18 protein-coding genes are annotated in these 23,407 nt (G+C 71.0%); 13 read left to right on the plus strand and 5 right to left on the minus strand.

Annotation, left to right across the window (positions count from 1 at the left end; translation table 11 throughout):
* Nucleotides 1–118 precede the first annotated feature (118 nt).
* Nucleotides 119–769 carry a hypothetical protein gene (locus D7W82_RS25940; protein WP_233587933.1) on the plus strand — a complete coding sequence of 217 codons (651 nt, stop codon included), beginning with the start codon at nucleotides 119–121 and terminating at the stop codon, nucleotides 767–769.
* Here the strand turns inward: D7W82_RS25940 and D7W82_RS25945 are convergent.
* Nucleotides 750–1,370, minus strand: coding sequence for a hypothetical protein (locus D7W82_RS25945; protein ID WP_120620921.1), 621 nt, complete (start codon nucleotides 1,368–1,370; stop codon nucleotides 750–752). The two genes, D7W82_RS25940 and D7W82_RS25945, sit on opposite strands and share 20 nt — an antisense overlap.
* 185 nt (nucleotides 1,371–1,555) lie before the next feature.
* Between D7W82_RS25945 and D7W82_RS25950 the strand changes: the two genes are divergently transcribed.
* Both D7W82_RS25950 and D7W82_RS25955 read left to right on the plus strand, forming a co-directional pair.
* Entirely contained in the window at nucleotides 1,556–3,238 is a 1,683-nt protein-coding gene (locus tag D7W82_RS25950) for a DUF1800 family protein (protein WP_120620922.1), read from the plus strand.
* A 5-nt stretch (nucleotides 3,239–3,243) separates the two neighbouring features.
* Nucleotides 3,244–4,791, plus strand: a complete 1,548-nt coding sequence (locus D7W82_RS25955; protein ID WP_120620923.1) for a DUF1501 domain-containing protein — start codon at nucleotides 3,244–3,246, stop codon at nucleotides 4,789–4,791.
* 41 nt (nucleotides 4,792–4,832) lie between these two features.
* Here the strand turns inward: D7W82_RS25955 and D7W82_RS25960 are convergent, their stop codons facing one another.
* A complete protein-coding gene (locus D7W82_RS25960; protein WP_120620924.1) occupies nucleotides 4,833–5,918 on the minus strand; it encodes an aldo/keto reductase in 1,086 nt (361 codons plus the stop codon).
* A gap of 94 nt (nucleotides 5,919–6,012) precedes the next feature.
* Between D7W82_RS25960 and D7W82_RS25965 the strand changes: the two genes are divergently transcribed.
* The 4 genes from D7W82_RS25965 to D7W82_RS25980 all read left to right on the plus strand — a co-directional run bounded on the left by D7W82_RS25965 (nucleotide 6,013) and on the right by D7W82_RS25980 (nucleotide 9,564).
* Nucleotides 6,013–6,420 (plus strand): MarR family winged helix-turn-helix transcriptional regulator, encoded by a 408-nt coding sequence (locus D7W82_RS25965; protein WP_171423480.1) that lies wholly within the window; start codon nucleotides 6,013–6,015, stop codon nucleotides 6,418–6,420.
* An 87-nt stretch (nucleotides 6,421–6,507) separates the two neighbouring features.
* Nucleotides 6,508–7,887 carry a hypothetical protein gene (locus tag D7W82_RS25970; RefSeq protein WP_120620925.1) on the plus strand — a complete coding sequence of 460 codons (1,380 nt, stop codon included), beginning with the start codon at nucleotides 6,508–6,510 and terminating at the stop codon, nucleotides 7,885–7,887.
* A 590-nt stretch (nucleotides 7,888–8,477) separates the two neighbouring features.
* Nucleotides 8,478–9,329 (plus strand): hypothetical protein, encoded by an 852-nt coding sequence (locus tag D7W82_RS41065; RefSeq protein ID WP_199727829.1) that lies wholly within the window; start codon nucleotides 8,478–8,480, stop codon nucleotides 9,327–9,329.
* Between the two features lie 7 nt (nucleotides 9,330–9,336).
* On the plus strand, nucleotides 9,337–9,564 hold the full coding sequence (locus tag D7W82_RS25980; protein WP_120620926.1) for a hypothetical protein: 228 nt from the start codon (nucleotides 9,337–9,339) through the stop codon (nucleotides 9,562–9,564).
* On the opposite strand, the gene D7W82_RS25985 is transcribed toward D7W82_RS25980, so the two are convergent.
* Together D7W82_RS25985 and D7W82_RS25990 are read right to left on the minus strand one after the other, a co-directional pair.
* Entirely contained in the window at nucleotides 9,551–9,874 is a 324-nt protein-coding gene (locus D7W82_RS25985) for a DUF3817 domain-containing protein (protein WP_120620927.1), read from the minus strand. The two genes, D7W82_RS25980 and D7W82_RS25985, sit on opposite strands and share 14 nt — an antisense overlap.
* Complete coding sequence (locus D7W82_RS25990; protein WP_120620928.1) at nucleotides 9,871–10,239, minus strand: hypothetical protein; 369 nt, start codon at nucleotides 10,237–10,239, stop codon at nucleotides 9,871–9,873. The genes D7W82_RS25985 and D7W82_RS25990 overlap by 4 nt, the downstream gene beginning before the upstream one ends.
* A gap of 147 nt (nucleotides 10,240–10,386) precedes the next feature.
* Here D7W82_RS25990 and D7W82_RS25995 point away from each other — a divergent pair, with 147 nt between their 5' ends.
* Nucleotides 10,387–11,400: a GlxA family transcriptional regulator gene (locus D7W82_RS25995; protein ID WP_120620929.1), complete on the plus strand. Its 1,014-nt coding sequence runs from the start codon at nucleotides 10,387–10,389 to the stop codon at nucleotides 11,398–11,400.
* Here D7W82_RS25995 and D7W82_RS26000 read toward each other — a convergent pair.
* Nucleotides 11,333–12,265 carry an MBL fold metallo-hydrolase gene (locus tag D7W82_RS26000; protein ID WP_120620936.1) on the minus strand — a complete coding sequence of 311 codons (933 nt, stop codon included), beginning with the start codon at nucleotides 12,263–12,265 and terminating at the stop codon, nucleotides 11,333–11,335. The genes D7W82_RS25995 and D7W82_RS26000 overlap by 68 nt on opposite strands.
* Nucleotides 12,266–12,378: 113 nt before the next feature.
* Here D7W82_RS26000 and D7W82_RS26005 point away from each other — a divergent pair, with 113 nt between their 5' ends.
* From D7W82_RS26005 to D7W82_RS26025, 5 genes are all read left to right on the plus strand, one after another.
* On the plus strand, nucleotides 12,379–13,266 hold the full coding sequence (locus tag D7W82_RS26005; RefSeq protein ID WP_120620930.1) for a LysR family transcriptional regulator: 888 nt from the start codon (nucleotides 12,379–12,381) through the stop codon (nucleotides 13,264–13,266).
* Between the two features lie 39 nt (nucleotides 13,267–13,305).
* A complete protein-coding gene (locus tag D7W82_RS26010) occupies nucleotides 13,306–13,893 on the plus strand; it encodes an NYN domain-containing protein (protein ID WP_120620931.1) in 588 nt (195 codons plus the stop codon).
* Between the two features lie 27 nt (nucleotides 13,894–13,920).
* On the plus strand, nucleotides 13,921–15,669 hold the full coding sequence (locus tag D7W82_RS26015) for a DUF885 family protein (RefSeq protein ID WP_120620932.1): 1,749 nt from the start codon (nucleotides 13,921–13,923) through the stop codon (nucleotides 15,667–15,669).
* Nucleotides 15,666–16,544, plus strand: a complete 879-nt coding sequence (locus D7W82_RS26020; RefSeq protein ID WP_147439535.1) for an alpha/beta hydrolase — start codon at nucleotides 15,666–15,668, stop codon at nucleotides 16,542–16,544. Before D7W82_RS26015 ends, D7W82_RS26020 begins: the two co-directional genes overlap by 4 nt.
* A 153-nt stretch (nucleotides 16,545–16,697) precedes the next feature.
* The coding region (locus D7W82_RS26025) for a polyketide synthase (RefSeq protein ID WP_120620934.1) at nucleotides 16,698–23,407 on the plus strand (6,710 nt) is incomplete at its 3' end.

Below are 23,407 nucleotides of genomic sequence, written 5' to 3' on the forward strand. Positions count from 1 at the left end.
CCCCGCGTCGGAGGGGGCCACCGTCGGGGCGGGAGCGAGGCCCGCGTCGGGCGCGGCCGACATGGCCGGCGTGGCGGAGAGCAGCACGGCGGTGCACACGGGATACAGGAGGCGGCGCATGGGAACAGCACTATCGGTCCGGGGCTCCGCGCCGGACAAGTCCGGGGGCCGCGTGGGACGATTCCTGACGCTGCTCGCGTTGCTGCTCGTGGGCCTGGGGGCCCTGCCCGCGCGGGCGCAGGACAGCGCGCCGGATGCGTTGTTCGGCCTGCCGCTCGTCGTGCGTGAAGGTGGCTGGGCGCGCTACGTGAACATGTCGCCGGACGGGCCCCCGCAGTTCGTGATCAAGCTGGGCGGTCCGGGACGCCACGAGGGCAAGCGCGGCCGGTGGATCGTCATCGAGCTCGACGTGCCCGCAGCCGGACGCGTGGGCTTCGACTTCCTGGTGGAGGGCGAGCGCTTCAGCGCGAAGAGCGTGCTGCTCATGCGCCTGCGCGTGCCCGGCCGTCCGCCGAAAGACACGCCCGCGCCGTTCAACAAACCGGGCGCCGACCGGAGGCCCCACCCGCTGCGGGAGACGACGGAGACGATCGCCGGCAAGAAGCTGGCGGTGTCGGAGTACTCGTACGCCGGAGGCATCATCGCCCAGTGGTCCCCCAGCGTCCCGGTGCTGGGCCTGGTGAGCGTCTCCGGCACGCAGTCCTTCCGGTTGGAGGCCTTCGGCGTGGGCGGAGACCCGTGGAAGGACGCTACCGCCGCTGGGAAGTAAGGCCCGCTCCGGCGAGCGCGGTCCGCACCGCGTCCTCGTCCGAGCTGGCGAGCCGCGCGGCCAGGAGCAGCCGCGTCCCCTGCCCCGCCTGGAGGCGCACGCGGGGCAGGTCCCCCGTCTCCCGCTGGAGTGAGAACCACTCCAGCCGGGAGAACGGCGTGCGCCGCCCCAGCGAATCGATGAAGCCCGTGGGGCCCAGGAACAGCGCGGGCACGCCATGCAGCCCCACCCCCGCGAGCCACCCGGCGACGCCCAGGCAGAACGTGGCCAGCGCGGGCCGCCCCTCCGACGAGAAGAGCCGCAGGCCCACCAGCGCCAGCACGGCCATGGTCGCGAGCACCAGCGCATAGGTGCCCATCTCCGCGCGCGAGCGCAGCGCCAGGAGTCTCCCGCTCCGCAGCAGCGCCACGAGCGCCCCCAGCGCCAAGAGCGCCAGTCCCGCCGAGGCCACCGCCACCCCCAGCGCCATCATCCCGGGACGGCCTCCCAGCTCCCGCGACTCGCGCACGAGCCACGCGGCGCAGCCCGCGAAGAACGCCAGCGTCACGCCATGGAAGGCGGCCGTGGAGACGGGGCGCGTGGGGAGGCTCTGAGGCGTCACGAGGCCTTCCTACACCATCGCGCACCCCGCATCCGGGCGAGAGGAAACCCCCGGCGTCTCCCGCTTCCGGCACAACCAGAAAAAGCTGCTTTAAATGAATTCACCTATCACCTAGAATCTTTTGCGACGTCGCGGCCCCGGCGTTCCGGGGTTGCTCCCCCCCCGCAGTCACCAGGAGATCCCGGATGCTTCGTCGCACCGCCCTGGCCCTCGCCCTGTGCGCCACGTCCTGCACACAGGCTGACGGGCCTTCCGCAACAGAGTCCCCTCCCCCTGAACAGCAGGAAGTCCTGGGCCGGGCCGAACAGGCCGCGGAGTCCCTGGAGACGCCTGGAGAGGCGAACAGCATCCGCTTCCTGGAGCAGTCCTCCTTTGGTCCCAAGCTGGCGCGCGGCGTGGCCCCCGCGCCGGTGGGCACCGTGGAGCGCGTGATGTCCGTGGGCATCACCCAGTCGCTCACGGAGCAGTTCGCGCTCCAGCCCGCCACGCCGTTCGACGGGGAGAGCGCCCAGGACCTGGGCTCGCAGTTCTTCCAGCGCGCGGTGACGGGGGAGGACCAGCTCCGCCAGCGCGTGGCGTTCGCGCTCAGCCAGATCTTCGTCGTCTCCCAGAACGGCATCCCGGAGTCCACGAAGACGCCCTATGTGGACTCCAAGGTGGCGCTCGCCGGGTACATGAACCTGCTGTCGCAGCACGCCTTCGGCAACTTCCGCACGCTGCTGGAGGCGGTGACGAAGGACCCCGCCATGGGCCGCTACCTGGACATGGCGAACAACCGCGCGTTCGACAAGCAGGGCAACGACATCGACCCGAACGAGAACTACGCGCGGGAGATGCTCCAGCTGTTCACGCTGGGCACGGACAAGCTGAACCTGGACGGCACCCCGGCGCTGGACGCCAACGGCAACCGGCAGCGCGCGTACACCGAGGAGCAGGTGAAGGCCTTCGCGCACGCGCTGTCCGGCTGGACCTGGAACGCCGCCGCGTGTCCGGCCAGGGGCGCCGCCAACAATACGCCCGACTACAAGAACCCGTTGATGCCCTGCAATGACAACCACGACACGAGCAGCCAGGTGCTCCTGCGGGGCGTCACCACCACGGCGAACGGGAACATCACCACGCACCTGAACCAGGCGCTGAACAACGTCTTCAACGACGCCAACGTCCCGCCCTTCATCAGCAAGCAGCTCATCCAGCACCTGGTCACGAGCAACCCGACGCCCGCCTACGTCAAGCGCGTGGCCAACGTCTTCAAGAACGACGGCACCGGCGCGCGCGGCAACCTCCAGGCCGTGGTGCGCGCCATCCTGGAGGACAACGAAGCACGCGGCGCCCAGCCGCCCCTCGCGCTGCGGCCCGGCTATGGCCACCTGCGCTCGCCCGCGCTGTTCGTCACCAACGTGGTCCGCTGGTTGGAGCCCACGCTGGACACGGCCACCAAGGACCCGGGGCTGAAGCTCAGCAACTGGAGCAGGTCGATGAACCAGTCGGTGCCGCGCGCGCCCTCGGTGTTCAGCTACTACCCGCCCAACGCGCCGCTACCGGGCGCGGACGGCCTGGTGGGACCGGAGTTCGCCATCCTGGACACGGCCACCCTCACGGCCCGCGCCAACTTCCTGCACGAGTTCCTCTACTCCAGCGCCGCCACCAACGCGGGCATCACCGTGGACTACGACCTCTTGCCATCCACCCACACGGACCTGGTCGCGTACCTGGGCCGCTACTGGCTGCACGGCACGATGGCGCCGGAGTTGGAGCAGAAGCTGCTGACGGCCATGGGTGACAGCCGGGCGAACACGCTCATCCGCAAGAAGAAGCTGGCGCTCTACCTGACGTTCCTCTCTCCCTCCTTCCAGATCCAGCGGTGAGCCCCATGACCACGACCCGTCGCCAGTTCCTCCGGCGCGCCACGCAGGGCCTGGGCTTCCTGGCCGCCGCGGCCGCCCTTCCCCGCTGGGTGGGCAACGCGCACGCCGCCACCCTTGCTGGCTACTCCGGCAGCCGCGTGGCCGTCTGCGTCTTCCTGCTGGGAGGCAATGACAGCAACAACATCCTCATCCCGCGCGAAGCGAACGCCTACGCGAAGTACCTGGCCGCCCGGCCCACCATCGGCCTGAAGACGGACCAGCTGGACCTCATCAACCCCACGGACCTGGCCGCGGGCTCGTTCGCGCTGCCCAAGACGCTCTCGAAGCTGCGCGCGCACTTCGAGGCGGGCCGCGCCGCGTTCGTGTGCAACGTGGGCCCGCTGGTGCTCCCGCTGACCAAGGCGGACTACCTGGCCGGCGGCACCTCCGTTCCGGAGAACCTCTTCTCCCACAGCGACCAGCAGGACGCCTGGGCGAGCGCGCTGGCGAACCCGGGCTCCAGCACCGCCACCTCCGACATCAAGGTCACGGGCTGGGGCGGCCGCGCGGCGGACAAGCTCCACGTCCTCAACACCAGCACGCCGCCGGACTACCCGGAGGTGACGTCGTTTGGTGGCAAGCCGCGCTTCTGCGCGGGCGTGGACCGCAAGCCCATGATGGTCGCCCCGGATGGCACGCTCGCGTTCCGCACCGTCAACACCCCGCCGTCGGACTTCGACCTGCTCCAGCAGGCGGCGCTGGCGGACGTGATGACGGTGCAGGACGGCAACGTGCTGGAGACGGCCTACGCGGGCGTGTTCACCACGGCGCAGACCTTCTCCTCCGCCCGCGCCGCCGCGCGCGACGCGGCGTGGGCGCAGCTGCCGCAGGCCACCCGTGACGCCATTGAGGGCTACTTCGTGCCCACGCTGCCGCCGGAGGACACCGCGAAGTGGACGCTGCACACGCAGCTCTACCAGGTGGTGCGCGACCTGGTGGCGGGCGCCATGCCGGTGAGCAACGCGGGCCTGGGCCTCAAGCGCCAGGTGTTCTCCGTGGGCTTCGGCTCCTTCGACACGCACCAGAACCAGGACGTGGACCAGCCGAAGCTCCTGGAGCAGTTGGACTTCGCGCTCGACGCCTTCCAGAAGTCGGTGACGCTGCTGGAGACACAGGCCGCCTTCGGCTCCAACGCGCCGCAGGCCACGCTCTTCACCATGAGCGACTTCAACCGGACGCTGCTGGAGAACGGCGACAGCGGCACGGACCACGCCTGGGGTGGCCACGCCATCGTCCTGGGCAACCGCGTGGCGGGCAAGAAGCTCTACGGCACCTTCCCCGACCTGGACCTGTCGGGCTCGCTGGACGGCTCCACGGATGAGCGTGGCCGCTGGATTCCCACGCTCACGGTGGAGCAGTACGGCTGGACGCTGGCCTCGTGGCTGGGGCTGAACACCGCCGCGGAGCGCGACTACGTGTTCCCCAACCTCTCCGGCTACCTGGCGGACGCGGTGGCGCGCGGCTTCCCGGCGCAGGCGCGCAGGGCCAAGGTGGGCTTCATGCTGGCGGACTGACGCCGGCGGGGCCGGGCACGAAGCCCCGGCCCCGACGGCGGTCAGTAGATCTTGTCGCCCTTCTCCACGCCGAAGGGGGAGGCCGGCAGCTGGACGCCGTTCACCGTCGTCCCGCCGTTGTGGATGGCGGGGAACATGGGCTCCATGCTCTGCGGGAACCCGAACGTGGGCTTCGTGAGCGCATCCAGCCGGGAAAGCTCCTCGGCCGTGAGCTTCACGTCGGCGGCCTTCAGGTTGTCCTCCAGCTGCGCGATCCGCCGCGCGCCGATGATGGTCGAGCCCACGCCCGGCTTCGCCATGACCCAGGCCAGCGCCACGCGCGCAGGGGTGCTCTCATGCGCGCGAGCGATGGCCTCGAGCGCGTCGACGACGGTGTACGTCTTCTCGTTCAGGTAGGGCTCGAGGAAGGCGCCGCGGTCTCCCTTCAGCTGGCCCGCGTTCTTGCGCGTGTACTTGCCGCTGAGCGCGCCGCTCTTGAGCGGCGACCAGGGGGTGATGCCCAGCCCGTGCTCCAGGGCCATGGGGACCAGCTCCTGCTCCACGCTGCGCTCCAGCAGCGAGTACTCGATCTGCAAGCCGATGAAGGCCGACCAGCCCCGGAAGCGCGCGGTGACGTTGGCCTCGACGACCTTCCAGGCAGGCGTGTCGGAGACGCCCAGGTAGCGGACCTTGCCGGCCCGGACCAGGTCCTCCAGCGCGGCCATCGTCTCGTCAATGGGCGTGTGCTTGTCCCAGTTGTGCAGCCAGTAGAGGTCGATGTAGTCGGTCTGCAGGCGGCGGAGCGAGTTCTCGCACGCGGAGATGATGGACTTGCGGCCGGAGCCGCCCCCGTTCGGGTCGCCGGGGTAGAGGTTGCCGCTGAACTTCGTGGCGATGACCAGGCGGTCGCGCCGGGCAGCGTGCCTGCCGACGTGGTCACCGATGATCTTCTCGGAGTGGCTCTTCGTGTAGAAGTTCGCGGTGTCGATGAAGTTGCCGCCCAGTTCGATGAACCGGTCGAGGATGTGCTGGGACTCCTCCACGCTGGTGCCCCAGCCCAGGTCTTCACCGAACGTCATCGCTCCAAGGCACAGCGGGCTCACGCGCAGGCCAGAGCGGCCGAGCGTGACGTAGTGGTCGAGAGGCATGGGGTCTCCAGGGGCTGTGTTACCGTTTCAGGGAGGCCGAATGGGTTCAGCCTTGAATTGATTTAATTTTGTACCAATTTCCGCGCAAGGTCCCATGTCGAGAATCGACCCGGCGAAGATCTGGTCGCTGAACTACAACCTGTTGATGTCGGTCATCGCGGGCGTGTCGCCCGACATCTCCGGACTGGGGTTGGACACGAAGGAGCTGTTCGTGCTGGCGCAGGTGGAGGAGCACCCCTACCCGGCCGAGCTGGCGGCGACCCTGAGCATGCCGAAGCCGACCATCACGGTGTACGTGAAGCGGCTGGAGGCGGCGGGCTTCCTGCGCCGGGAGCTCGACGCGGAGGACCTGCGGCGGCACCGGCTGCAAGTGACTCCGGCGGGCCGCAAGGTGACGGCGAAGGGGCTCGCGATGCTGTCGGAGGCGTTCGGCGCGCGGCTCGGCCGCTTGAGCGCGGCGGAGCAGATGCAGCTCCAGCACCTGCTCGAGAAGATGAGCTGACGGCGGCTTGAATCCAGCCGATCCCCTGGTGCGTAATTCCGGCCATGACGCCGAGGCGGTTTCCGCCCGGCCGGGAGCTCCCCACACATGCAGAAGCGTCGCGCGGGTGAAGTGGTTCTGGGTGCACTGGTGTGCTGGATGCTTGCTGCCTGTGGCGGCGACAAGGTGAAGGTCCGGGGCCACGTCACCAACGGAGGCGGTCAGCAGTCGCAGGGGCTCACGGACGGCGCGCCCGCGCTGGCCGGGGATGGAACGGTCTCGGCGGCGACCACGGTGCGGATCAGCCGCGTGGTGGCGGCTGGCGACCTGACGACGCTGGCGGAGGCCGACGTCGCGGCGGATGGCAGCTACACGCTGGAGCTGGACGACGCGGGGCAGCGGCTGGTCATCGAGGCGGTGAACCGGGCGGGCGCCACGGTGGGCTCCGCGGTGCTGGACTCCACGGCGCCGCAGTCCGGTCAGGAGGTGCGCACGGCGCCGCCCATCACGAGTGAGTCCTCGCTGGAGGCGGAGGTCTTCGTCCAGATGGCGCGGGACGGGGACGCGGCGAACAGCGTGGACACGGTGGACCTGCGCGCGCGGCTGAACGCGGAGCAGGCGGCGGCGGTCCGGGGCCAGCTCAAGGAGACGGCGACCGGGTCCGTGGAGGCGCTCGCCGCGGCGGTGCGCGCGGCGCAGGCGACGCGGATCAAGGCATACGCCCGGGCTGGCGTGGTCGTCACGCAGGAGCAGCTCTTCAGCGCGTCCCTGGACGCGTCCGCGCAGTTGGATGCGTCGCTGGATGCCGGCGGACAGTCCGCGGCGGGCGCGTACGACACGTTCTTCGCGGCGGTGCGCGCGGCCACGCCCCAGGCGAACGACGCGCAGGACCAGCAGGCGGAGCGCGAGGCCAGCGTGGCCTACCGCATGGCGGTGGATGCGCGGCTGGCCTCGGGAGCAGGGGTCGCGGTCGCGGACGCGTCGGTGCGGGCCGCCGCCGCGCTGGAGGCCCGGACCACCGAGGCCGCCGTGAAGGCCCTGCTCCAGGGCGCGAGCGCCACCGACCTGACGGTGCAACAGGCGAACACCGCCGCCACGTCGCTGCGCGCGAACCTCTCATCCGCCACGTCGGCCAGCGCCGCCGCGACGGCCTGGACGGGCTACAACGCCCAGCTCGCCACTGGCGGCAGCACGTCCGTGATGGGCGCGCAGCTGGGGGTGACGAGCAGCAACCAGCTCGCCTTCGACTCGGCGGTGCACACGGGAGCGCAGGCGGGCGCGACGCTCGAAGCCACGCTGGTCACGGTGCTGGAACAGTCCGGAAAGGCGTCCGCCACGGTGCTCGCGGACGCGGTGGTCAACGCCTTCGCCACCTATGACGCCGCGGTGCGCGGAGGCGCCACCGCCACCCTGACGGCCTTCGGACCCAAGGCCACCACCGGCGTGGAGCTGCTGATCATCTCCGAGGGTTCGTTCCGGCTGCGGTAGGTGTGGTGCCCGGGGCTGCATCCATCTGGACGTGGCCTCGGTGTCAGGTGGCGGAGTCCTCCGCCCGTGCACGGCTTCACAGGGCTCGTTCGACTGTAGGAGCCTCTCGGGAACGGGTTTGTTCCAGGGGGCTCCGCATGCGGATCCATTGGTCGTTACCGCTTCTGCTCCTGGCCATCGCCGGATGCAGTGGAGCCTCTCGCACGGTGCGACTGGACACAGGCGACGGTACATCCGTCAGGATCCATCCGCGCGCGAATGACGCGCCGGTGAGGGTGGACGCGGATGACTTCGTAAGGGCCGTGGAGAAACTGGCTCGTTCCGTGAGGCCCTCAAGTCAGCCCCAGGAAGCAGCCCGACGTCTGTGGCAGGTGGATCCGCGCAGCGGGTCATATCTGTTCGACCCAACCAGCCGTCGCATCACCCCGCTCGGGCCAGGCGAACACACGGAGGCGTACGCCTCTGCCCCGGACGTAGACCTGACGCGCGCCTACCTGCACTGGTGCGAACGCACGGGCAGACCTGGCGATTGCCTGCGCCTGCTGGTGGAAGGTCCCACGGTCACTGGGGATGGGCGCTATGCGCTGGCCATGGCGCTCGCCCAGGGTGTCGTCCTGGAGGAGATGCAGGATGCATTCAGGAACATGGCCGATCCCCAGGCGGTGCTGACGACCGTCCTATGGACCTGGACTACGTATCTCATCCTGCTCTCGGTGCCGGAGCCCCTCTCCAAGGGAGTCGCGGCGGTGATGACCGCCACGCTCATCGCCTACGTGGGCGTCGACACCTTCTGGAACCTCATCGTGGGCTTCAAGCAACTGGTGGAAGCCGCGGACCGGGCCACCACATTCGGAGCGCTGCGGGAGGCAGGGGAACGCTACGGCAAGATCATGGGCCGCAACGCGGCACGAGCCTTCGCCATGCTGGCCACCGCGGCGATCGGCTCCTCGGCCCCCGCACTGGCGGCGAGGGTTCCCAGGCTCCCCGGCTCCGCACAGGCGGCCCTACAGGCAGAGACCCAGATGGGGTTGGTACTAACGACAGTGGGAGACGTGACGGCGGTCTCGGTAGGTGCCTCGACTGTCACGCTCACTCTTGCTCCGAATGCAGTAGCAATGAGCGCGCGCGACACGCCCTCGGGTGGCGCCGCCCCGATTCGCATCGGCATTCCAGAAGGGAGGGCGAAGCACATCTTCCGATCGGCGCCAGGGCATCTCCCTGACACACCCGGCAATCGGCGGCTGCTTCAGGAGCTGGCGGCGGATGAATCCGCGAGGCTTGGAACCGACCAGTTCGGCAACATGTGGTCCGCGAGACTCAATCCGGATGGCACTCAACTCTGGGTCCAAGTCCGAAAAGGAGAGATCATCAACGGAGGACTGAATCCGGTGGCACGCGACTACAACACCCAGATGGGGCTCTCCGCTCCCACCCGCCCATGAGGCCACGATGAATGACGTGCTCACAATCAAAGAGGCCTACGCAGCGATGTACGAATACCTCAAGGGACTGTACGCGCTGACTCCTTCGGACGAGCTGGGCGGACTGCTGGGCAGCATGTCCCTGCTCGATGACGGCACTCCCGCGGACCCCGCCGTCTGGGCGGACTGGTTGCTCGCCGTGCAGAAGGCGCGGCAGGGCGCTGTCGACATGCGACTGAAGCTCAATCCGGAGTAAGAGCATCGGCAGGGCGACTTTGCCCCCGCTCCTCCCGCCGCAGCGAGCGGTCCAGCACGAAGTTCCCGAACGGCACCAGCGACGCGCCGAACACCGCGAGCGAACGGCGCGCCGTCCAGCCGTGTTCGGATGCCGCGCGAAACAGGGACGACACGAAGAGCAGGAACAGGAGCCCGTGGACGCTGCCGGTAATCCTCACCGCCAGGGGCTGATCCAACAGGTACTTCACCGGCATCGCGATGAAGAGCAGCCCCAGGAAGGACATCCCCTCCAGGAAGGCCACCCACCGCAGCTGTCTCAGCGCATTCATGTGTCCACCCAGGGCCAGCGCGGCCGGAAGACCATCAGCACCAACACGCAGAAGAACGGCACCGCGGCCCAAAACGCCCCCGCCACCGTGCGCCGCCCCCTGGACGCCATGGCCACCAGCGCCAGCTGCGACACCAGCGACAGCGTCAGCCCGCCCAGGATCCACGCCTCCGTCAACGCGATGTTGAACTGGAGCGTGAGCAGGTAGCCCGCCGTCCATGTCACCACCAACCCCGGTGACGCGATGGCGTGCACCGCGCGCTTGCGGTCCCAGGACTCCGTCGCGGCCAGCGCCCCCACGAGCCCGCCGCCGTAGAGCACCACACCCACGAACTTCAGCAGGAGCAGCAAGCGGTAGATCAACACCCGGCACCCTCACCGTGCATTCGACACACCCCGCCTGTATGGCACGCGCGTCATCCGCGCGGTGAGTGGCGGAAACGCCAGCTTTCAACGACTTCCCGCCACGGTCCCCGGCTGGCGGGAACACCCCCGCCCTGGCATCTTCCCGCCATGCACACCGTGGCCATCGTCGCGCTGGAGGGAGTCGTGCCCTTCGACCTCTCGATTCCCACCGAGGTCTTCGGCCGCGTGCGGTTGCCGGGCGGCGGCGCGGGCTACCAGGTCCGAGTCTGCGGCGTGACGCCCGAGGTCCACGCGGGCGCGTTCCGGGTGAAGACCCAGCACGGCCTGGGCGTGCTGGCCCGCGCGGACACCATCGTCCTGCCCGGCATCGCGGAGGTCTCCGCACCCTTTCCACCCCAGCTCCTGAAGGCACTGCGCGCGGCGGCCCGCCGGGGAGCGCGCATCGCGTCCATCTGCTCCGGGGCCTTCATCCTGGCCGCGACCGGGCTGCTCGACGGGCTGCGCGCCACCACCCACTGGCTGGGCACGGAGGAACTCGCCCGGCGCCATCCCCTCATCCAGGTGGATCCGAACGTCCTCTACGTCGACAACGGCCAGTTCCTCACCTCCGCGGGCGCGGCGGCGGGCCTGGACCTGTGCCTGCACCTGGTGCGGCGCGACCATGGCTCCGCCGTGGCGGCGGACGCGGCGCGGCTGGCCGTGATGCCGCTGGAGCGCGACGGAGGCCAGTCCCAGTTCATCACCCACGCACCACCCTCACCGGAAGGCGCGTCGCTGGAGCCGCTCCTGCGCTGGATGGAGGACCACCTGCACCGCCCGCTCACGCTCCCGGCCCTCGCCCGGAAGGCCGCGATGAGCGAGCGCACCCTGAGCCGCCGCTTCCGGGAGCAGACCGGCACCACGCCGCTCCAGTGGCTCCTGCGCGCCCGCGTGCGCCGGGCCCAGCACCTGCTGGAGACCACCGGCCGGTCCGTGGAGGCCGTCGCGGAAGAAGTGGGCTTCCATTCGCCCACCACCTTCCGTGAACACTTCCAGCGCTTCGTCTCCACCAGTCCCCTCGCCTACCGCCGCGCGTTCCGGGGAGCAGCACGGCTCAGTGCTGGTGGCCGAAGCGCACCTCCACCTGGGGGTGCGCCGCGACGAAGGCGCGCAGCTTCTTGAAGCTCTCCACGCTGCGCGGCCCGTCCTCCGTGAAGGTGCCCGGCTCCACGTCGTGCTCCCAGCCCCAGCGCGTGTGGCTGGCATCGCCCAACAGCAACACCGGCCCCTTCGTGGAGCGCACGAGGTACGCGGTGCTGCCCGGCGTGTGCCCCGGCACCCAGAGCGCCCACACGGAGCCGTCCCCGAAGATGTCCACCGCGCCTTCGAAGAGGCCCTTCGGGTCGGCCGTGTAGTTCCACTCCGACAGCGCCGGCTTGCCCTCCAGCGCGCGGTCCGTGGCGCCCTGCACCACCAGGTTCCGGAAGGCGCGGAGGCCCGCCTCGCCCGGGCCGGTGTACACAGGCGTCCCCGCCGGTGCGTCCGCCATGCCGCTGATGTGATCCGGGTGCAGGTGCGTGAGGAAGACGCCGGAGAGCGGCTGGGGCTGCTTCGCCAGCCACTCGCCCAGCGGCGCCAGCACCGTCATCTTCTCCAGGTGCATCGCGTTCGCCACGATGCCGCCCAGCGCCGCGCGGTCCGGCGCGTCCCGCAGGGCCGTCTCCACGCCGGTGTCCACGATGTACATCCCCTTCGTCGGGTGGCGCAGCGCGTGGAAGAAGACCTGCACGGGCTCGTCCCCGTCCTCCAGGTGCGCCGCCTTCGCCGCCGGGTGGTCCAGGTTGAGGAGCCCGCCGCGGCCGGCGACCCAGTCGCACGAGGTGACCGTCTCCAGCTCCACCGGCCCGGGCACGTCCAGCTCCGCCAGCACCGCGTCCGCCGGACGCGTCACGCCGAGCGCGGACTTCTGGACGCCGTGCGAGGACGTGGCGCAGCCGGTGGCGAACCCGGCGACACAGAGGCAGAGCGCGAGCAGGGAGGACTTCATGGCGGACTCCTTCTTCCTTCCGGCGCGAGGCACCGGGCGTTCGGGACAGGCGGCACGATGCGCGATGCGTCCGTGGATGGGAATCCGCGAAAACGGCATGATGCCATCCATTCATGGATATCTCCTGGGATGACGCCCGGCTGTTCCTCGCCATCGCGGAGACGGGCAGCTTCAGCGGGGCCGCGCGGCGGCTGCGCATCGGACAGCCCACGGTGAGCCGGCGGCTGGCCGCGCTGGAGTACGCGGTGGGCTCCGCGCTGTTCCGCCGGAGCGTGGATGGCGCGGCGCTCACGGCGGCCGGAGAGCGGCTGCTCGTGCCCGCGAAGAAGATGGCGGAGTGGGCCGGGGAGCTGCACCGCGCGGCGGAGTCCGCGGACAGCTCTCCCCGGGGCATCGTGCGCGTGACGGCCACGCCCTACATGAGCTTCGACTTCCTGGCCCCCTTCGCCGCCTTCGTCTCCCAGAAGCACCCGGGCCTGCGCCTGGAGGTGCAATCCCAGATTCAATACCTGGACCTGGGACGCGGCGAGGCGGACCTCGCGCTGCGCGGACGGCCGCCCACCAGCGCGGACCTGAAGCTCGTGGACACCCTGGAGGTCCCCAACGCCGTCTTCGTGTCCAAGGCCCTCAAGGCCAGGCTGCCAAGGAAGGTGTCGCTCCAGCAGTTGCCCTGGGTGGCCTGGGCGCCGCCCTACGAAGCCGTCCCACCCAACCCCCAGTTGGAGTCGATGATCCCCGGCTTCTCCCCGTCCTTCACGGCGGACAACTACCTGGTGATGCTCGCGGCGGCGGAGGCCGGCCTGGGCGCCATGGTGATGGCGCGCATGGCGCACCGCTTCCCCCGCCTCACGCGGCTGGTGCCGCTGGAGCTGGACCTGGGGCCCTTCTCCCGGAGCCAAACGCACCTGGTGTGCGCGAAGTCCGCGCTCGACATCCCCCGCGTACGGCGCGTGGCGGAACTGCTGATGGAGGAGTTCCAACGAATTCGCCTGGGTCGATGAAAACCCCCAACGGCCGGCAGCCCGCGTATTGTCCCCGTCATGCAATCCGCACGTCCCGCCGCAGCCTCCTACGTCCTCATCGATGCCGAGAACGTCGATTGGGCCGTCTCCAACATCGTCGGGCGCAAGCCCGAGCCCCAGGACCGGGTGCAGTTCGACCGGCTCGTCGCCTTCTGCGACACGTACTTCCCCAAGCCCGTGCGCTGCGTGGTGGTGCTCAACTCGCGCGGCGAGCAGCTGCCGGACGCGATGATTGGCTTCGTGCGCGCGCTGAAGTCCGCGGGCTGTGAGGTGGCGCTGCTGCACGGCCGTCCGGACCAGAAGGTCGTGGACCTGGGCATCCTCAAGCTGCTGGAGAACATCCGCACCCAGCGCCCGGGAGCGGCGGTGGGTCTGGCCAGCCATGACGGCGCGGACTTCGCGGAGGCGCTCAAGCCCCTGCTGGAGGAGAAGCGCCAGGTCGCCGTGCTCGGCCTGCGCGAGTATGTGAGCCAGAAGTTCCGCGAGCTCACCCCCATGGGCCTGAAGGTCGTGGACCTGGAGCTCAACGCCCGCGTGTTCCAGCGCCCCCTGCCCCGGCTGCTGCCGGTCAACGTGGACGAGTTCGATCCTTCGCTGTTCGTCTAGCCGCGGTTTCCACGCCGGAGTCCGTCCATGTCATCCGAGTCCGTCCCCCAGCGCGGCGCCGCGTCCGCTTCGCTGCACGCCCTGCTGGAAGCGGAGTGGCAGTACTCGCTCCAGCAGTACCCCACCTACGCGTCGCTCCTGGGGGACCGGCGCTGGAATGACCGGTGGGATGACCTGAGCCTCGCGGCGCTGGAGGCGGATCACCAGCACAGCCACGCCGTGCTGCGCCGGCTCCAGGACGTGGACCGCGCCTCGCTGGACAGCGACGCGGACCGGCTGCACCTGGACCTCTTCCGCCGGATGCACGAGACGTGGATCGAGGAGTACGGGGTGAAGTGGCACCTCATGCCCCTCAACCAGATGGGGTGCCTGCCGGAGGGGCTCAAGATGCCGCCGGGGCTCCAGACGGCGTATCAGCTGGCGGACACCCTGCGCTTCGAGACGGTGCGGGACTACGAGGACTGGGTGAAGCGGCTGGAAGGCTTCGGCGCCTACGCGGATCAGGTGGTGGCGCTGATGCGCGAGGGCATGCGCCAGCACCGCATCCACCCGCGCATCGTGCTCCAGCGCATCCCGCCGCAGCTGGAGCGGCAGGTGGTGGAGGACCCCACGCAGAGTGGTTTCCATGGTCCCTTCACCCGCATGCCGAAGGACTTCTCTCCAGAGGACGCGCGGAGGCTTTCGCAGGCCGGCCGTGAGGCCATCGCGAACACCGTGGTGCCCGCGCTGAAGCGCGCGCTGGACTTCGTCACCACGGAGTACCTGCCCGCCGCGCCGGAGACCGTGGGCGTGTGGCAGTTCCCGGATGGCGAAGCGCTGTACACGGTGCTCGCGCGCCGGCACACGACGACGCGGATGACGCCGGAGGAGATCCACGCGGTGGGCCTGGCGGAGGTCCAGCGGCTGCGCGCGGAGATGGACGCGGTGATGGCGCGCACGGGCTTTACCGGCACGCTCCAGGGCTTCTTCGAAATGCTGCGCACGGAGACGCGCTTCTACGAGCCCACGGGCGAGTCGCTGCTCGCGCGCTACCGGGCGCTGGCCCGCCGCATCGATCCGCTGCTGCCGCGGCTGTTCCGGACGATGCCGAAGACCCCCTACGTGGTCGAGCCCATCGCGGAGGCCATGGCCCCGGACGTGACGACGGGCTTCTACTTCCCGGCCGCCGCGGACGGCTCGCGCCCGGGCACCTTCCAGGTGAACCTCTACCGACCGGAGACGCGGCCCGTCTGGGAGATGGTGCCCCTGACGCTGCACGAGGCCGTGCCTGGCCACCACTTCCAGGTGTGCCTGGCCAACGAGCAGACGGACGTGCCGGACTTCCGCCGCTTCACGTCCTACGTGGCCTTCGATGAGGGCTGGGCGCTCTACAGCGAGTCCCTGGGCGACGAGCTGGGGCTGTACGACGACCCGCACGACAAGTTCGGCCAGCTCGCCTACGAGATGTGGCGCGCGGTGCGGCTGGTGGTGGACACCGGCCTGCACGCGAAGCGGTGGACGCGGAAGCAGGCGCTGGACTTCTTCATGGAGAACGCGCCGCGCCAGGAACTGGACGTCACCAACGAGGTGGACCGCTACATCGCGTGGCCCGGCCAGGCGCTGGCGTACAAGGTCGGCCAGCTGCGCATCCGCGCGCTGAGAGACAGGGCGGAGGCCGCGCTGGGGACGCGCTTCGACGTGAAGGCCTTCCACGACGAGGTGCTCCTGACGGGCTCGCTGCCGCTGGACGTGCTGGAGGCGAAGGTCGACGCGTGGGTGGCGCGGGAGTCCGCGTGAAGCGTCCGCTCGTCGCCGGGCTGGTGCTGGGAGGCCTTGCCCTGCTGGCGATGGCGGCCTGGGTCGCGGTGCGCAGCGCGCGCTACATCTCCCAGGAGGTGCACCCGCCCCGGCAACCGGTGGGCAGTCCTCCGAAGGACGCGGAGCTCGCCGGCCTGCGCGACGTGGCGTTCCAGGACCGCGACGGCCTCCAGCTCAAGGGCTGGTACCTGCCGCCGCGCGACGGGGCGCTCGTCGTCCTGGTCCATGGGCTGTCGGGCAACCGCACGCAGCTGTTGCCCGAGGCTCGCTTCCTGGCCCGGGCCGGGTACGGGCTGGTGCTCTTCGACCTGGGCGCGCACGGCGAGAGCGGCGGGACGGTGTCAACCTACGGCGACCGCGAGGCGGCCCAGGTGCGGGCGGCGGTGGACTTCGCCGCGCTCCAGCCGGAGGTGGACGCGAAGCGCATCGGCGCGCTCGGGTTCTCCCTGGGGGGCTACTCCGTGCTGAAGGCCGCGGCGGAGGATCCGCGCCTCAAGGCCGTGGTGGTGGAGGCCGCGGCGGTGGCGCCCGCGCAGGCGCTCCAGGACGAGCTGGGCCACTGGGGTCCCCTGGGCCTGTGGCCGGCGCTGGGGGTGATGAAGCGCGCGGGCGTGGACGTGAACGCCGTGCAGCCCGCACGGCACATGGCCGCGCTCGCGGGCCGCCCCGTCCTGCTGGTGGCGGGAGAGTCGGATCCGTGGGTGCCGGACGCGGCCCTGGACGACCTGCTCCGCCAGGGTCAAGGCCCCTGGGAGAAGTGGCGCGTGCCGGGCGCGGGGCACGAGAGCTACCTCCCGATTTCGCCCGAAGAATATCCACGCAGGGTGCTGGCGTTCTTCTCGCGCTTTCTCTGAATGTGGTGGTTGGGGAGCGGCCGAGGGTCCGTCGGGATGTAAGGAATCTGCCCAGACGCGATCATTCCATTCCAGGCATGGCATGCTGTGCGACCGGGTTGGCCCGTCTTTCCCATCCTCTTCAATCTCAAACGCTCGGAACCTGACGGTCTGATGGCCCTGGGGGATAAGTCCGTGGACGCAGCGCACATGCAGACAGTGGTGGCGCGTTTCACCGCGCAAGCGTCCCGGACGCCTGACGCCGAGGCGGTCCGGTTCGAAGGAGCGGGGCTGACGTACGCGGCGCTGGACCGCCGCTCCAACCAGCTCGCGCACCACCTGCGGGGCCTGGGGGTCACCACGGACGTGCTCGTGGGCGTGTGCCTGGAGCGCTCGGTGGAGATGGTGGTGGCGGTGCTGGCCGTGCTGAAGGCAGGCGGCGCGTATCTGCCATTGGACCCGGCCTATCCCCCGCCACGTCTGGCTTTCATGTTGGAGGACGCGAAGGCGCCGGTGCTGCTCACCCAGGCGAAGCTGCGCGCGGGGCTGCCTGCCTTCGCGGGCCCGGTGCTGTGCCTGGATGAGTCCCCTGCCCTCTTCGCTCCGGAGGCCCCGGGCTCGCCGGTGGACGCGTCCAGCCTGGAGGGGCTGGCCTACGCCATCTACACGTCCGGCTCCACGGGCACGCCCAAGGGCGTGGCCATGGGACACCGGCCGCTCGCCAACCTCATCGCGTGGCAGCTGGGCCAGTCCATCGCGGGGCCGGGCACGCGCACGCTCCAGTTCTCCCCGCTGTCCTTCGACGTGTCGTTCCAGGAGCTGTTCGGCACCTGGTGCTCCGGCGGAACGCTGGTGCTGGTGCGGGACGAGCTGCGGCTGGACGCCGTGCTGCTGTTGCAGCTGTTGGCGGACGAGCGCGTGGAGCGGCTGTTCCTGCCCTTCATCGCGCTTCAGAACGTGGCGGAGATCGCCACCTCGCACCAGAAGGTGCCGCCCGCCCTGCGCGAGGTCGTCACCGCGGGCGAGCAGCTCCAGGTGACGCACCACCTGCGCGCGTTCTTCGCCGCGCTGCCGGGCTGCGCGCTGCACAACCACTACGGCCCGTCGGAGACGCACGTCGTCTCCAGCTACGTGCTCCGGGGCTCGCCCGACACGTGGCCCGCGCTGCCGCCCATTGGCAAGGCGGTGGATGGCTGCGAGCTGCTGGTGCTGGACGAGCAGAAGAAGCCCGTGCCGCAGGGCGAGTCCGGCGAGCTGTTCCTCGCGGGCGTGTGCCTGGCGAAGGGCTACCTGCACCGAGAGGCGCTGACGGCGGAGCGCTTCGTGCAGCACCCGCTCAAGCCCGCGACCGGCGAGCGCGCGTACAAGACGGGCGACCTGGCGCGCGTGCTGCCGGACGGCAACGTGGAGTTCCTGGGCCGCATCGACGGCCAGGTGAAGGTGCGCGGCTACCGCATCGAGCTGGGCGAGATTGAAGTCGCGCTGGGCAGCCACCCGGCGGTGAAGCAGGTGGCGGTGGTGGCGCGCGAGGACGTGCCCGGCGACAAGCGGCTGGTCGCCTACGTCGTCCCGGACGGCGCGCTGGAGCACGCGGCCGGGGCGCTGCGGCGCCACCTGTCCACGCGGGTGCCGGACTACATGGTGCCCTCCGCGTTCGTGGTGATGGACGCGCTGCCGCGCACGCCCAGCGGGAAGATTGATCGCCGCGGCCTGCCCGCCCCGCTGCCCACGCGGCCGGAGCTGCAGCAGGCGTTCGTCGCGCCGCGCTCGCCGCTGGAGCGCACCATCGCGGACGCGTGGGCGCAGCTGCTCCGCATCGACCGGGTGGGCGTGCACGACAGCTTCTTCGAGCTGGGCGGCAACTCGCTGCTCGCGCTCCAGTGCGTGGCGCGGCTGCGGCAGGCGCACGGGCTGGAGATCCCCATCGTCCAGCTGTTCCAGTCCCCCACGGTCGCGCAGCTGGCGGCGGTGCTGACGGGGGACGCGTCGCGTCCGTCGCTCAAGCAGCTGGCGGAGGCGCGGCAGGCGAAGCGGCGGCAGGCGGCGGGCGGCGCGGAGCCGGTGGCCATCATCGGCATGGCGGGCCGCTTCCCGGGCGCGCCGGACGTCGAGACGTTCTGGAAGAACCTGGTGGGCGGCGTGGAGTCCGTCGCCACCTTCACGCGCGAGGAGCTGGACCCGTCCGTGCCCGCCGCCGAGCGCGACGCCCCCGAGTACGTGCGGGCGCGCGGCGTCCTGGACGGCGTGGAGCTGTTCGACGCGGCCTTCTTCGGCATCATGCCGAAGGAGGCGCAGGTGATGGATCCGCAGCAGCGCCTGTTCCTGGAGACGGCGTGGGAGGCGATGGAGTCCGCCGGCTGCGTGCCGGAGACGTACCCCGGCCTCATCGGCGTCTTCGCGGGCACGCACAACAACAGCTACGGGCCGCTGCACGTGCTGCCCCGGCAGGACATCGTGGGCCGGGTGGGCGCCTTCCAGGCGATGGTCGCCAACGAGAAGGACTACGTGGCGACCCGCGTCGCGCACAAGCTGGACCTGCGCGGGCCCGCGCTGTCGCTCAACACCGCGTGCTCCACGTCGCTGGTCGCGGTGGCGCAGGCCTTCTGGGCGCTCCAGACGCACCAGTGCGACGTGGCGCTCGCGGGCGGCGCGTCCGTGACGGTGCCGCAGAGGTCCGGCCACCTGTACCAGGAGGGCGGCATGCTCTCCCAGGACGGGCACTGCCGCCCCTTCGACGCGAACGCCACCGGCACCCTCTTCAGCGACGGCCTGGGCGCGGTGGTGCTCAAGCGCCTGTCGGACGCGCAGGCGGACGGCGACGTCATCCACGCGGTGCTGCGCGGCGTGGGCATCAACAACGACGGCGCGGCCAAGGTGAGCTTCGCGGCGCCGGGCGTGGAGGGCCAGGCCACCGCCATCGCGACGGCGCACGCGAACGCGGGCATCGACCCGCGCACCATCCGCTATGTGGAGGCGCACGGCACGGCGACGCCGCTGGGCGACCCCATCGAAGTGGAGGCGCTGTCGCAGGCGTTCCGCGCGCACACGTCCGACACGGGCTTCTGCGCCATCGGTTCGGTGAAGAGCAACTTCGGCCACCTCACCGCCGCGGCGGGCGTGGCGGGCCTCTTGAAGACGGTGCTCGCGCTGAAGCACCGCGAGCTGCCGCCGACGCTGCACTTCCAGACGCCCAACCCGAAGATCGACTTCCCGCGCAGCCCCTTCTTCGTGCAGGCGAAGCGCTCCGCGTGGCCGGAGGGCACGGGTCCCCTGCGCGCGGGCGTGAGTTCGTTCGGCGTGGGCGGCACCAACGCGCACGTCGTGGTGGAGGAGGCCCCGGAGCGTCCGGCCTCCGGTCCGTCGAAGCCGCGCCAGCTCCTGACGGTTTCGGCGAAGACGCCCGCGGCCGTGACGCAGGCGGCGCTGCGGCTGGCCGCGCACCTCCAGGCGCATCCGGAGGACTCGCTCGCGGACGTGGCGCACACGCTGGCCACGGGCCGCAAGGCGTTCCCGTTCCGCCGCGCCGTGGTGGCCAGCACCCATGAGGAGGCGGTGCGGGCGCTGACGGCCGCGGAGCCTGAGGCTCCCGCGCTGGAGTCCACGCCGCCCGTCGCGTTCCTCTTCCCGGGTCAGGGCTCGCAGCACCCGGACATGGCGCACGGGCTGTACCGCCACGCGCCGGCCTTCCGCGCCACGGTGGATGCGTGCGCGGAGGTGCTCGAGCCGCTGCTCGGGCGCGACCTGCGCGAGGTGCTCTTCCCCAGGGAGCCGGAGTCTCCCGAGGCCGCGGAGGCGCTGCGCCAGACGTCGTTCGCGCAGGCGGCGCTGTTCACGGTGGAGTACGCGCTCGCTCAGCTCTGGTGGAGCTGGGGCGTGCGGCCGGGCGCGCTCGTGGGCCACAGCGTGGGCGAGTTCGTCGCCGCGTGCCTCGCGGGCGTCTTCACGCTGGAGGACGCGCTGCACCTGGTGGCGAAGCGCGGCCAGCTGATGCAGGCGCAGGCGCCGGGCAGCATGCTGTCGGTGCGCCTGTCCGCCGAAGCGGTGGCGCCCAAGCTGACGGACGGGCTGGCCATCGCGTCGGACAACGGGCCCCGCCTGTGCGTGGTGTCCGGGCCCACGGAGGCCGTGCAGCGGCTGCAGGCCGCGCTGGAGGCGGAGGGCACCGCGTGCCGGATGCTCCAGACTTCGCACGCGTTCCACTCGCCGATGATGGACGCCGCGGTGGCGCCCTTCCTGGAGACGGTGAAGGGCATGCGCCTGTCCGAGCCGCGCATCCCCATCGTCTCCACCGCGACGGGCACGTGGCTGAAGGCCTCCGAGGCGACGTCGCCTGAGTACTGGGCGCGGCACCTGCGCGACACGGTCCGCTTCTCTCCCGCGCTGCGCACGCTCTGGGACAAGGGCGACCACCTGCTGTTGGAGGTGGGCCCGCGCGTGACGCTCGCCACGCTGGCGCGGCAGCAGGCCACGGCCGACCAGCGCTCGCGGGTGTTTGCCTCCCTGGGCGAGTCCACCGGCGATGCCGCGGACTGGAGCGCCCTGTTGACCGCCGCGGGCCAGCTCTGGCGCCGGGGCGTGGCCCTGGACTGGCGGGCCTTCCACGGCGACGAGCAGCGCCAGCGCGTCACCCTTCCCACGTATCCCTTCCAGCGGCAGCGCCACTGGATCGACCTCGAGCGGGCGCCAGTGCCCGCCCCAACACCCGCCACCGGAGTCTCCGTGAGCCCCGCCCCTGTTCCCCGTGCCGAGCGTCTCGTCCCCACCCTGCGCAACCTGTTCGAGGAGCTGAGCGGCCTGGAGCTGGCCGACGCGGATCCGGGCGCGAGCTTCCTGGAGCTGGGGCTCGACTCGCTGGTGCTCACGCAGGCGGCGCTCGCGGTGCAGAAGCAGTTCGGCGTGAAGGTGACGTTCCGGCAGCTGCTGGAAGAGGTCCCGTCGCTGGGACAGCTCGCCGCGTTCCTCGACGGCCGCATGCCTGCGGAGGCCGCTCCTGCCCCGGTGGCCGCCGCGCCGGCCGCGCAGCTGACCGCGAACATCCTCGGACAGCCGCAGGTCGCCCCGTCCGCGGGCGCCGCGTTCCCGGCCCAGGCCGCGCCCGTTGCCGCCGCGTTCCCGGTCCAGGCCGCTGGCGCCTTCCCCGCGCAGGCCGTGCCCGCGCAGTTCGCCTCCGCCGGTGCCGCGTTCCAGGCCCAGGCGATGGCCGCGCCCGCCGGCAGCCTCCAGGCGGTCGTCGCGCAGCAACTCTGGCTGATGACCCAGCAGCTCGCGCTCCTGTCCGGTCAGCCCGCGCAGGCCGTGGCCCCGCAGGCCTTCGCTCCGGCGCCCACCGCGCAGGCGCAGCCCGCGCAGGCGCAGGCGCAGGCCGAGCAGGCTTCCGCCGCGCAGCCGCAGGCCGCCCAGCCCGCTCCGGCCGCCGCGCAGGATGAGGCCGACCTCAAGAGCCCGGTGAAGTACGACGTGAAGAAGGCCTTTGGCGCCATCGCGCGCATCAGCCTCGCGCCGAAGGACGCGCTCACGCCCCGCCAGCAGACGTTCCTGGAGGACTTCACCCGCCGCTACAACGCGAAGACGCAGGGCTCCAAGCGCTACGCCCAGGACAACCGCGGCCAGCTGTCGGATCCGCGCGTGGTGACGGGCTTCCGCCCGCTGCTCAAGGAGCTCATCTACCCGCTCGCGGTGAACCGCTCCAAGGGCTCCAAGCTCTGGGACATGGACGGCAACGAGTACCTGGACGCGCTCAACGGCTTCGGGTCCGTGATGTTCGGCCACGCGCCGGACTTCATCACCCAGGCCGTGCGCAAGCAGGTGGACGACGGCTACGAGCTGGGGCCCATGCACCCGCTGGCCGGCGAGGTCGCGAAGCTCGTCTGTGAGTTCACCGGCGCGGACCGCGCGGCGCTCTGCAACACCGGCTCCGAGGCGGTGATGGGCGCGATGCGCATCGCCCGCACCGTCACCGGCCGCAGCACCATCGCCATCTTCAGCGGCAGCTACCACGGCATCTTCGACGAGGTGCTGGTGCGCGGCACCAAGAGCCTGCGCACCGTGCCGGCCGCCCCGGGCATCATGGCGGGCGCGGTGCAGGACGTGCTGGTGCTGGACTACGGCACGCCGGAGTCGCTCGAAATCCTGCGCGCCCGCGCGGACTCGCTGGCCGCCATCATGGTGGAGCCCGTGCAGAGCCGCCGCCCGGACTTCCAGCCGCGCGAGTTCCTGCACCAGCTGCGCGACCTCACCCAGAAGTCCGGCTCCGTCTACATCTTCGACGAGGTCATCACCGGCTTCCGCATGCACCCGGGCGGCGCGCAGGCCCTCTTCGGCGTGCAGGCGGACGTGGCCACCTACGGCAAGGTCGTGGGCGGCGGCATGCCCATTGGCGTCATCGCGGGCAAGCGCCCGTTCATGGACGCGCTGGACGGCGGCCACTGGCAGTTCGGCGACGACTCCGTGCCCACGGTGGGCGTGACGTACTTCGCGGGCACGTTCGTGCGCCACCCGCTGGCGCTCGCCGCCGCGAAGGCCGCGCTGGAGCACATGAAGGCCGCGGGCCCGGAGCTCCAGCGCGGCGTGAGCGCCAAGGCGGACACGCTCGCCAGCACGCTCAACGCCTTCTTCGACGAGGTGGGCGCCCCGCTGCGCATCAAGCACTTCGGGTCGCTGTGGAAGACGTTCGTCACGTCGGACGTCGCCAACGCGGACCTGCTGTTCTGCCTGCTGCGCGACAAGGGCATCCACATCTGGGATGGCTTCCCGTGCTTCTTCACCACGGCGCACTCGGACGCGGACCTGCAGCGCCTCATCACCGCGTTCCAGGACAGCGTCACGGAGCTGCAGGACGCGGGCTTCCTTCCCGGCACGGCCCGCACCCAGGCGCAGGCCCCCGC

It is taken from the genome of Corallococcus sp. CA049B (assembly GCF_003611685.1).
Lineage (GTDB): Bacteria > Myxococcota > Myxococcia > Myxococcales > Myxococcaceae > Corallococcus > Corallococcus coralloides.

What these genes read in the sequence shown, in the direction of transcription:
- D7W82_RS26010 (WP_120620931.1), top strand. Translation starts at nt 13,306, where the DNA reads ATGCAATCCGCACGTCCCGCCGCAGCCTCCTACGTCCTCATCGATGCC.
- D7W82_RS26000 (WP_120620936.1), bottom strand. Translation starts at nt 12,265, where the DNA reads ATGAAGTCCTCCCTGCTCGCGCTCTGCCTCTGTGTCGCCGGGTTCGCC.
- D7W82_RS26015 (WP_120620932.1), top strand. Translation starts at nt 13,921, where the DNA reads ATGTCATCCGAGTCCGTCCCCCAGCGCGGCGCCGCGTCCGCTTCGCTG.
- D7W82_RS41065 (WP_199727829.1), top strand. Translation starts at nt 8,478, where the DNA reads ATGGCGCTCGCCCAGGGTGTCGTCCTGGAGGAGATGCAGGATGCATTC.
- D7W82_RS25965 (WP_171423480.1), top strand. Translation starts at nt 6,013, where the DNA reads ATGTCGAGAATCGACCCGGCGAAGATCTGGTCGCTGAACTACAACCTG.
- D7W82_RS25985 (WP_120620927.1), bottom strand. Translation starts at nt 9,874, where the DNA reads ATGAATGCGCTGAGACAGCTGCGGTGGGTGGCCTTCCTGGAGGGGATG.
- D7W82_RS25955 (WP_120620923.1), top strand. Translation starts at nt 3,244, where the DNA reads ATGACCACGACCCGTCGCCAGTTCCTCCGGCGCGCCACGCAGGGCCTG.
- D7W82_RS25970 (WP_120620925.1), top strand. Translation starts at nt 6,508, where the DNA reads ATGCAGAAGCGTCGCGCGGGTGAAGTGGTTCTGGGTGCACTGGTGTGC.
- D7W82_RS25950 (WP_120620922.1), top strand. Translation starts at nt 1,556, where the DNA reads ATGCTTCGTCGCACCGCCCTGGCCCTCGCCCTGTGCGCCACGTCCTGC.
- D7W82_RS25940 (WP_233587933.1), top strand. Translation starts at nt 119, where the DNA reads ATGGGAACAGCACTATCGGTCCGGGGCTCCGCGCCGGACAAGTCCGGG.
- D7W82_RS25980 (WP_120620926.1), top strand. Translation starts at nt 9,337, where the DNA reads ATGAATGACGTGCTCACAATCAAAGAGGCCTACGCAGCGATGTACGAA.
- D7W82_RS26005 (WP_120620930.1), top strand. Translation starts at nt 12,379, where the DNA reads ATGGATATCTCCTGGGATGACGCCCGGCTGTTCCTCGCCATCGCGGAG.
- D7W82_RS25960 (WP_120620924.1), bottom strand. Translation starts at nt 5,918, where the DNA reads ATGCCTCTCGACCACTACGTCACGCTCGGCCGCTCTGGCCTGCGCGTG.
- D7W82_RS25995 (WP_120620929.1), top strand. Translation starts at nt 10,387, where the DNA reads ATGCACACCGTGGCCATCGTCGCGCTGGAGGGAGTCGTGCCCTTCGAC.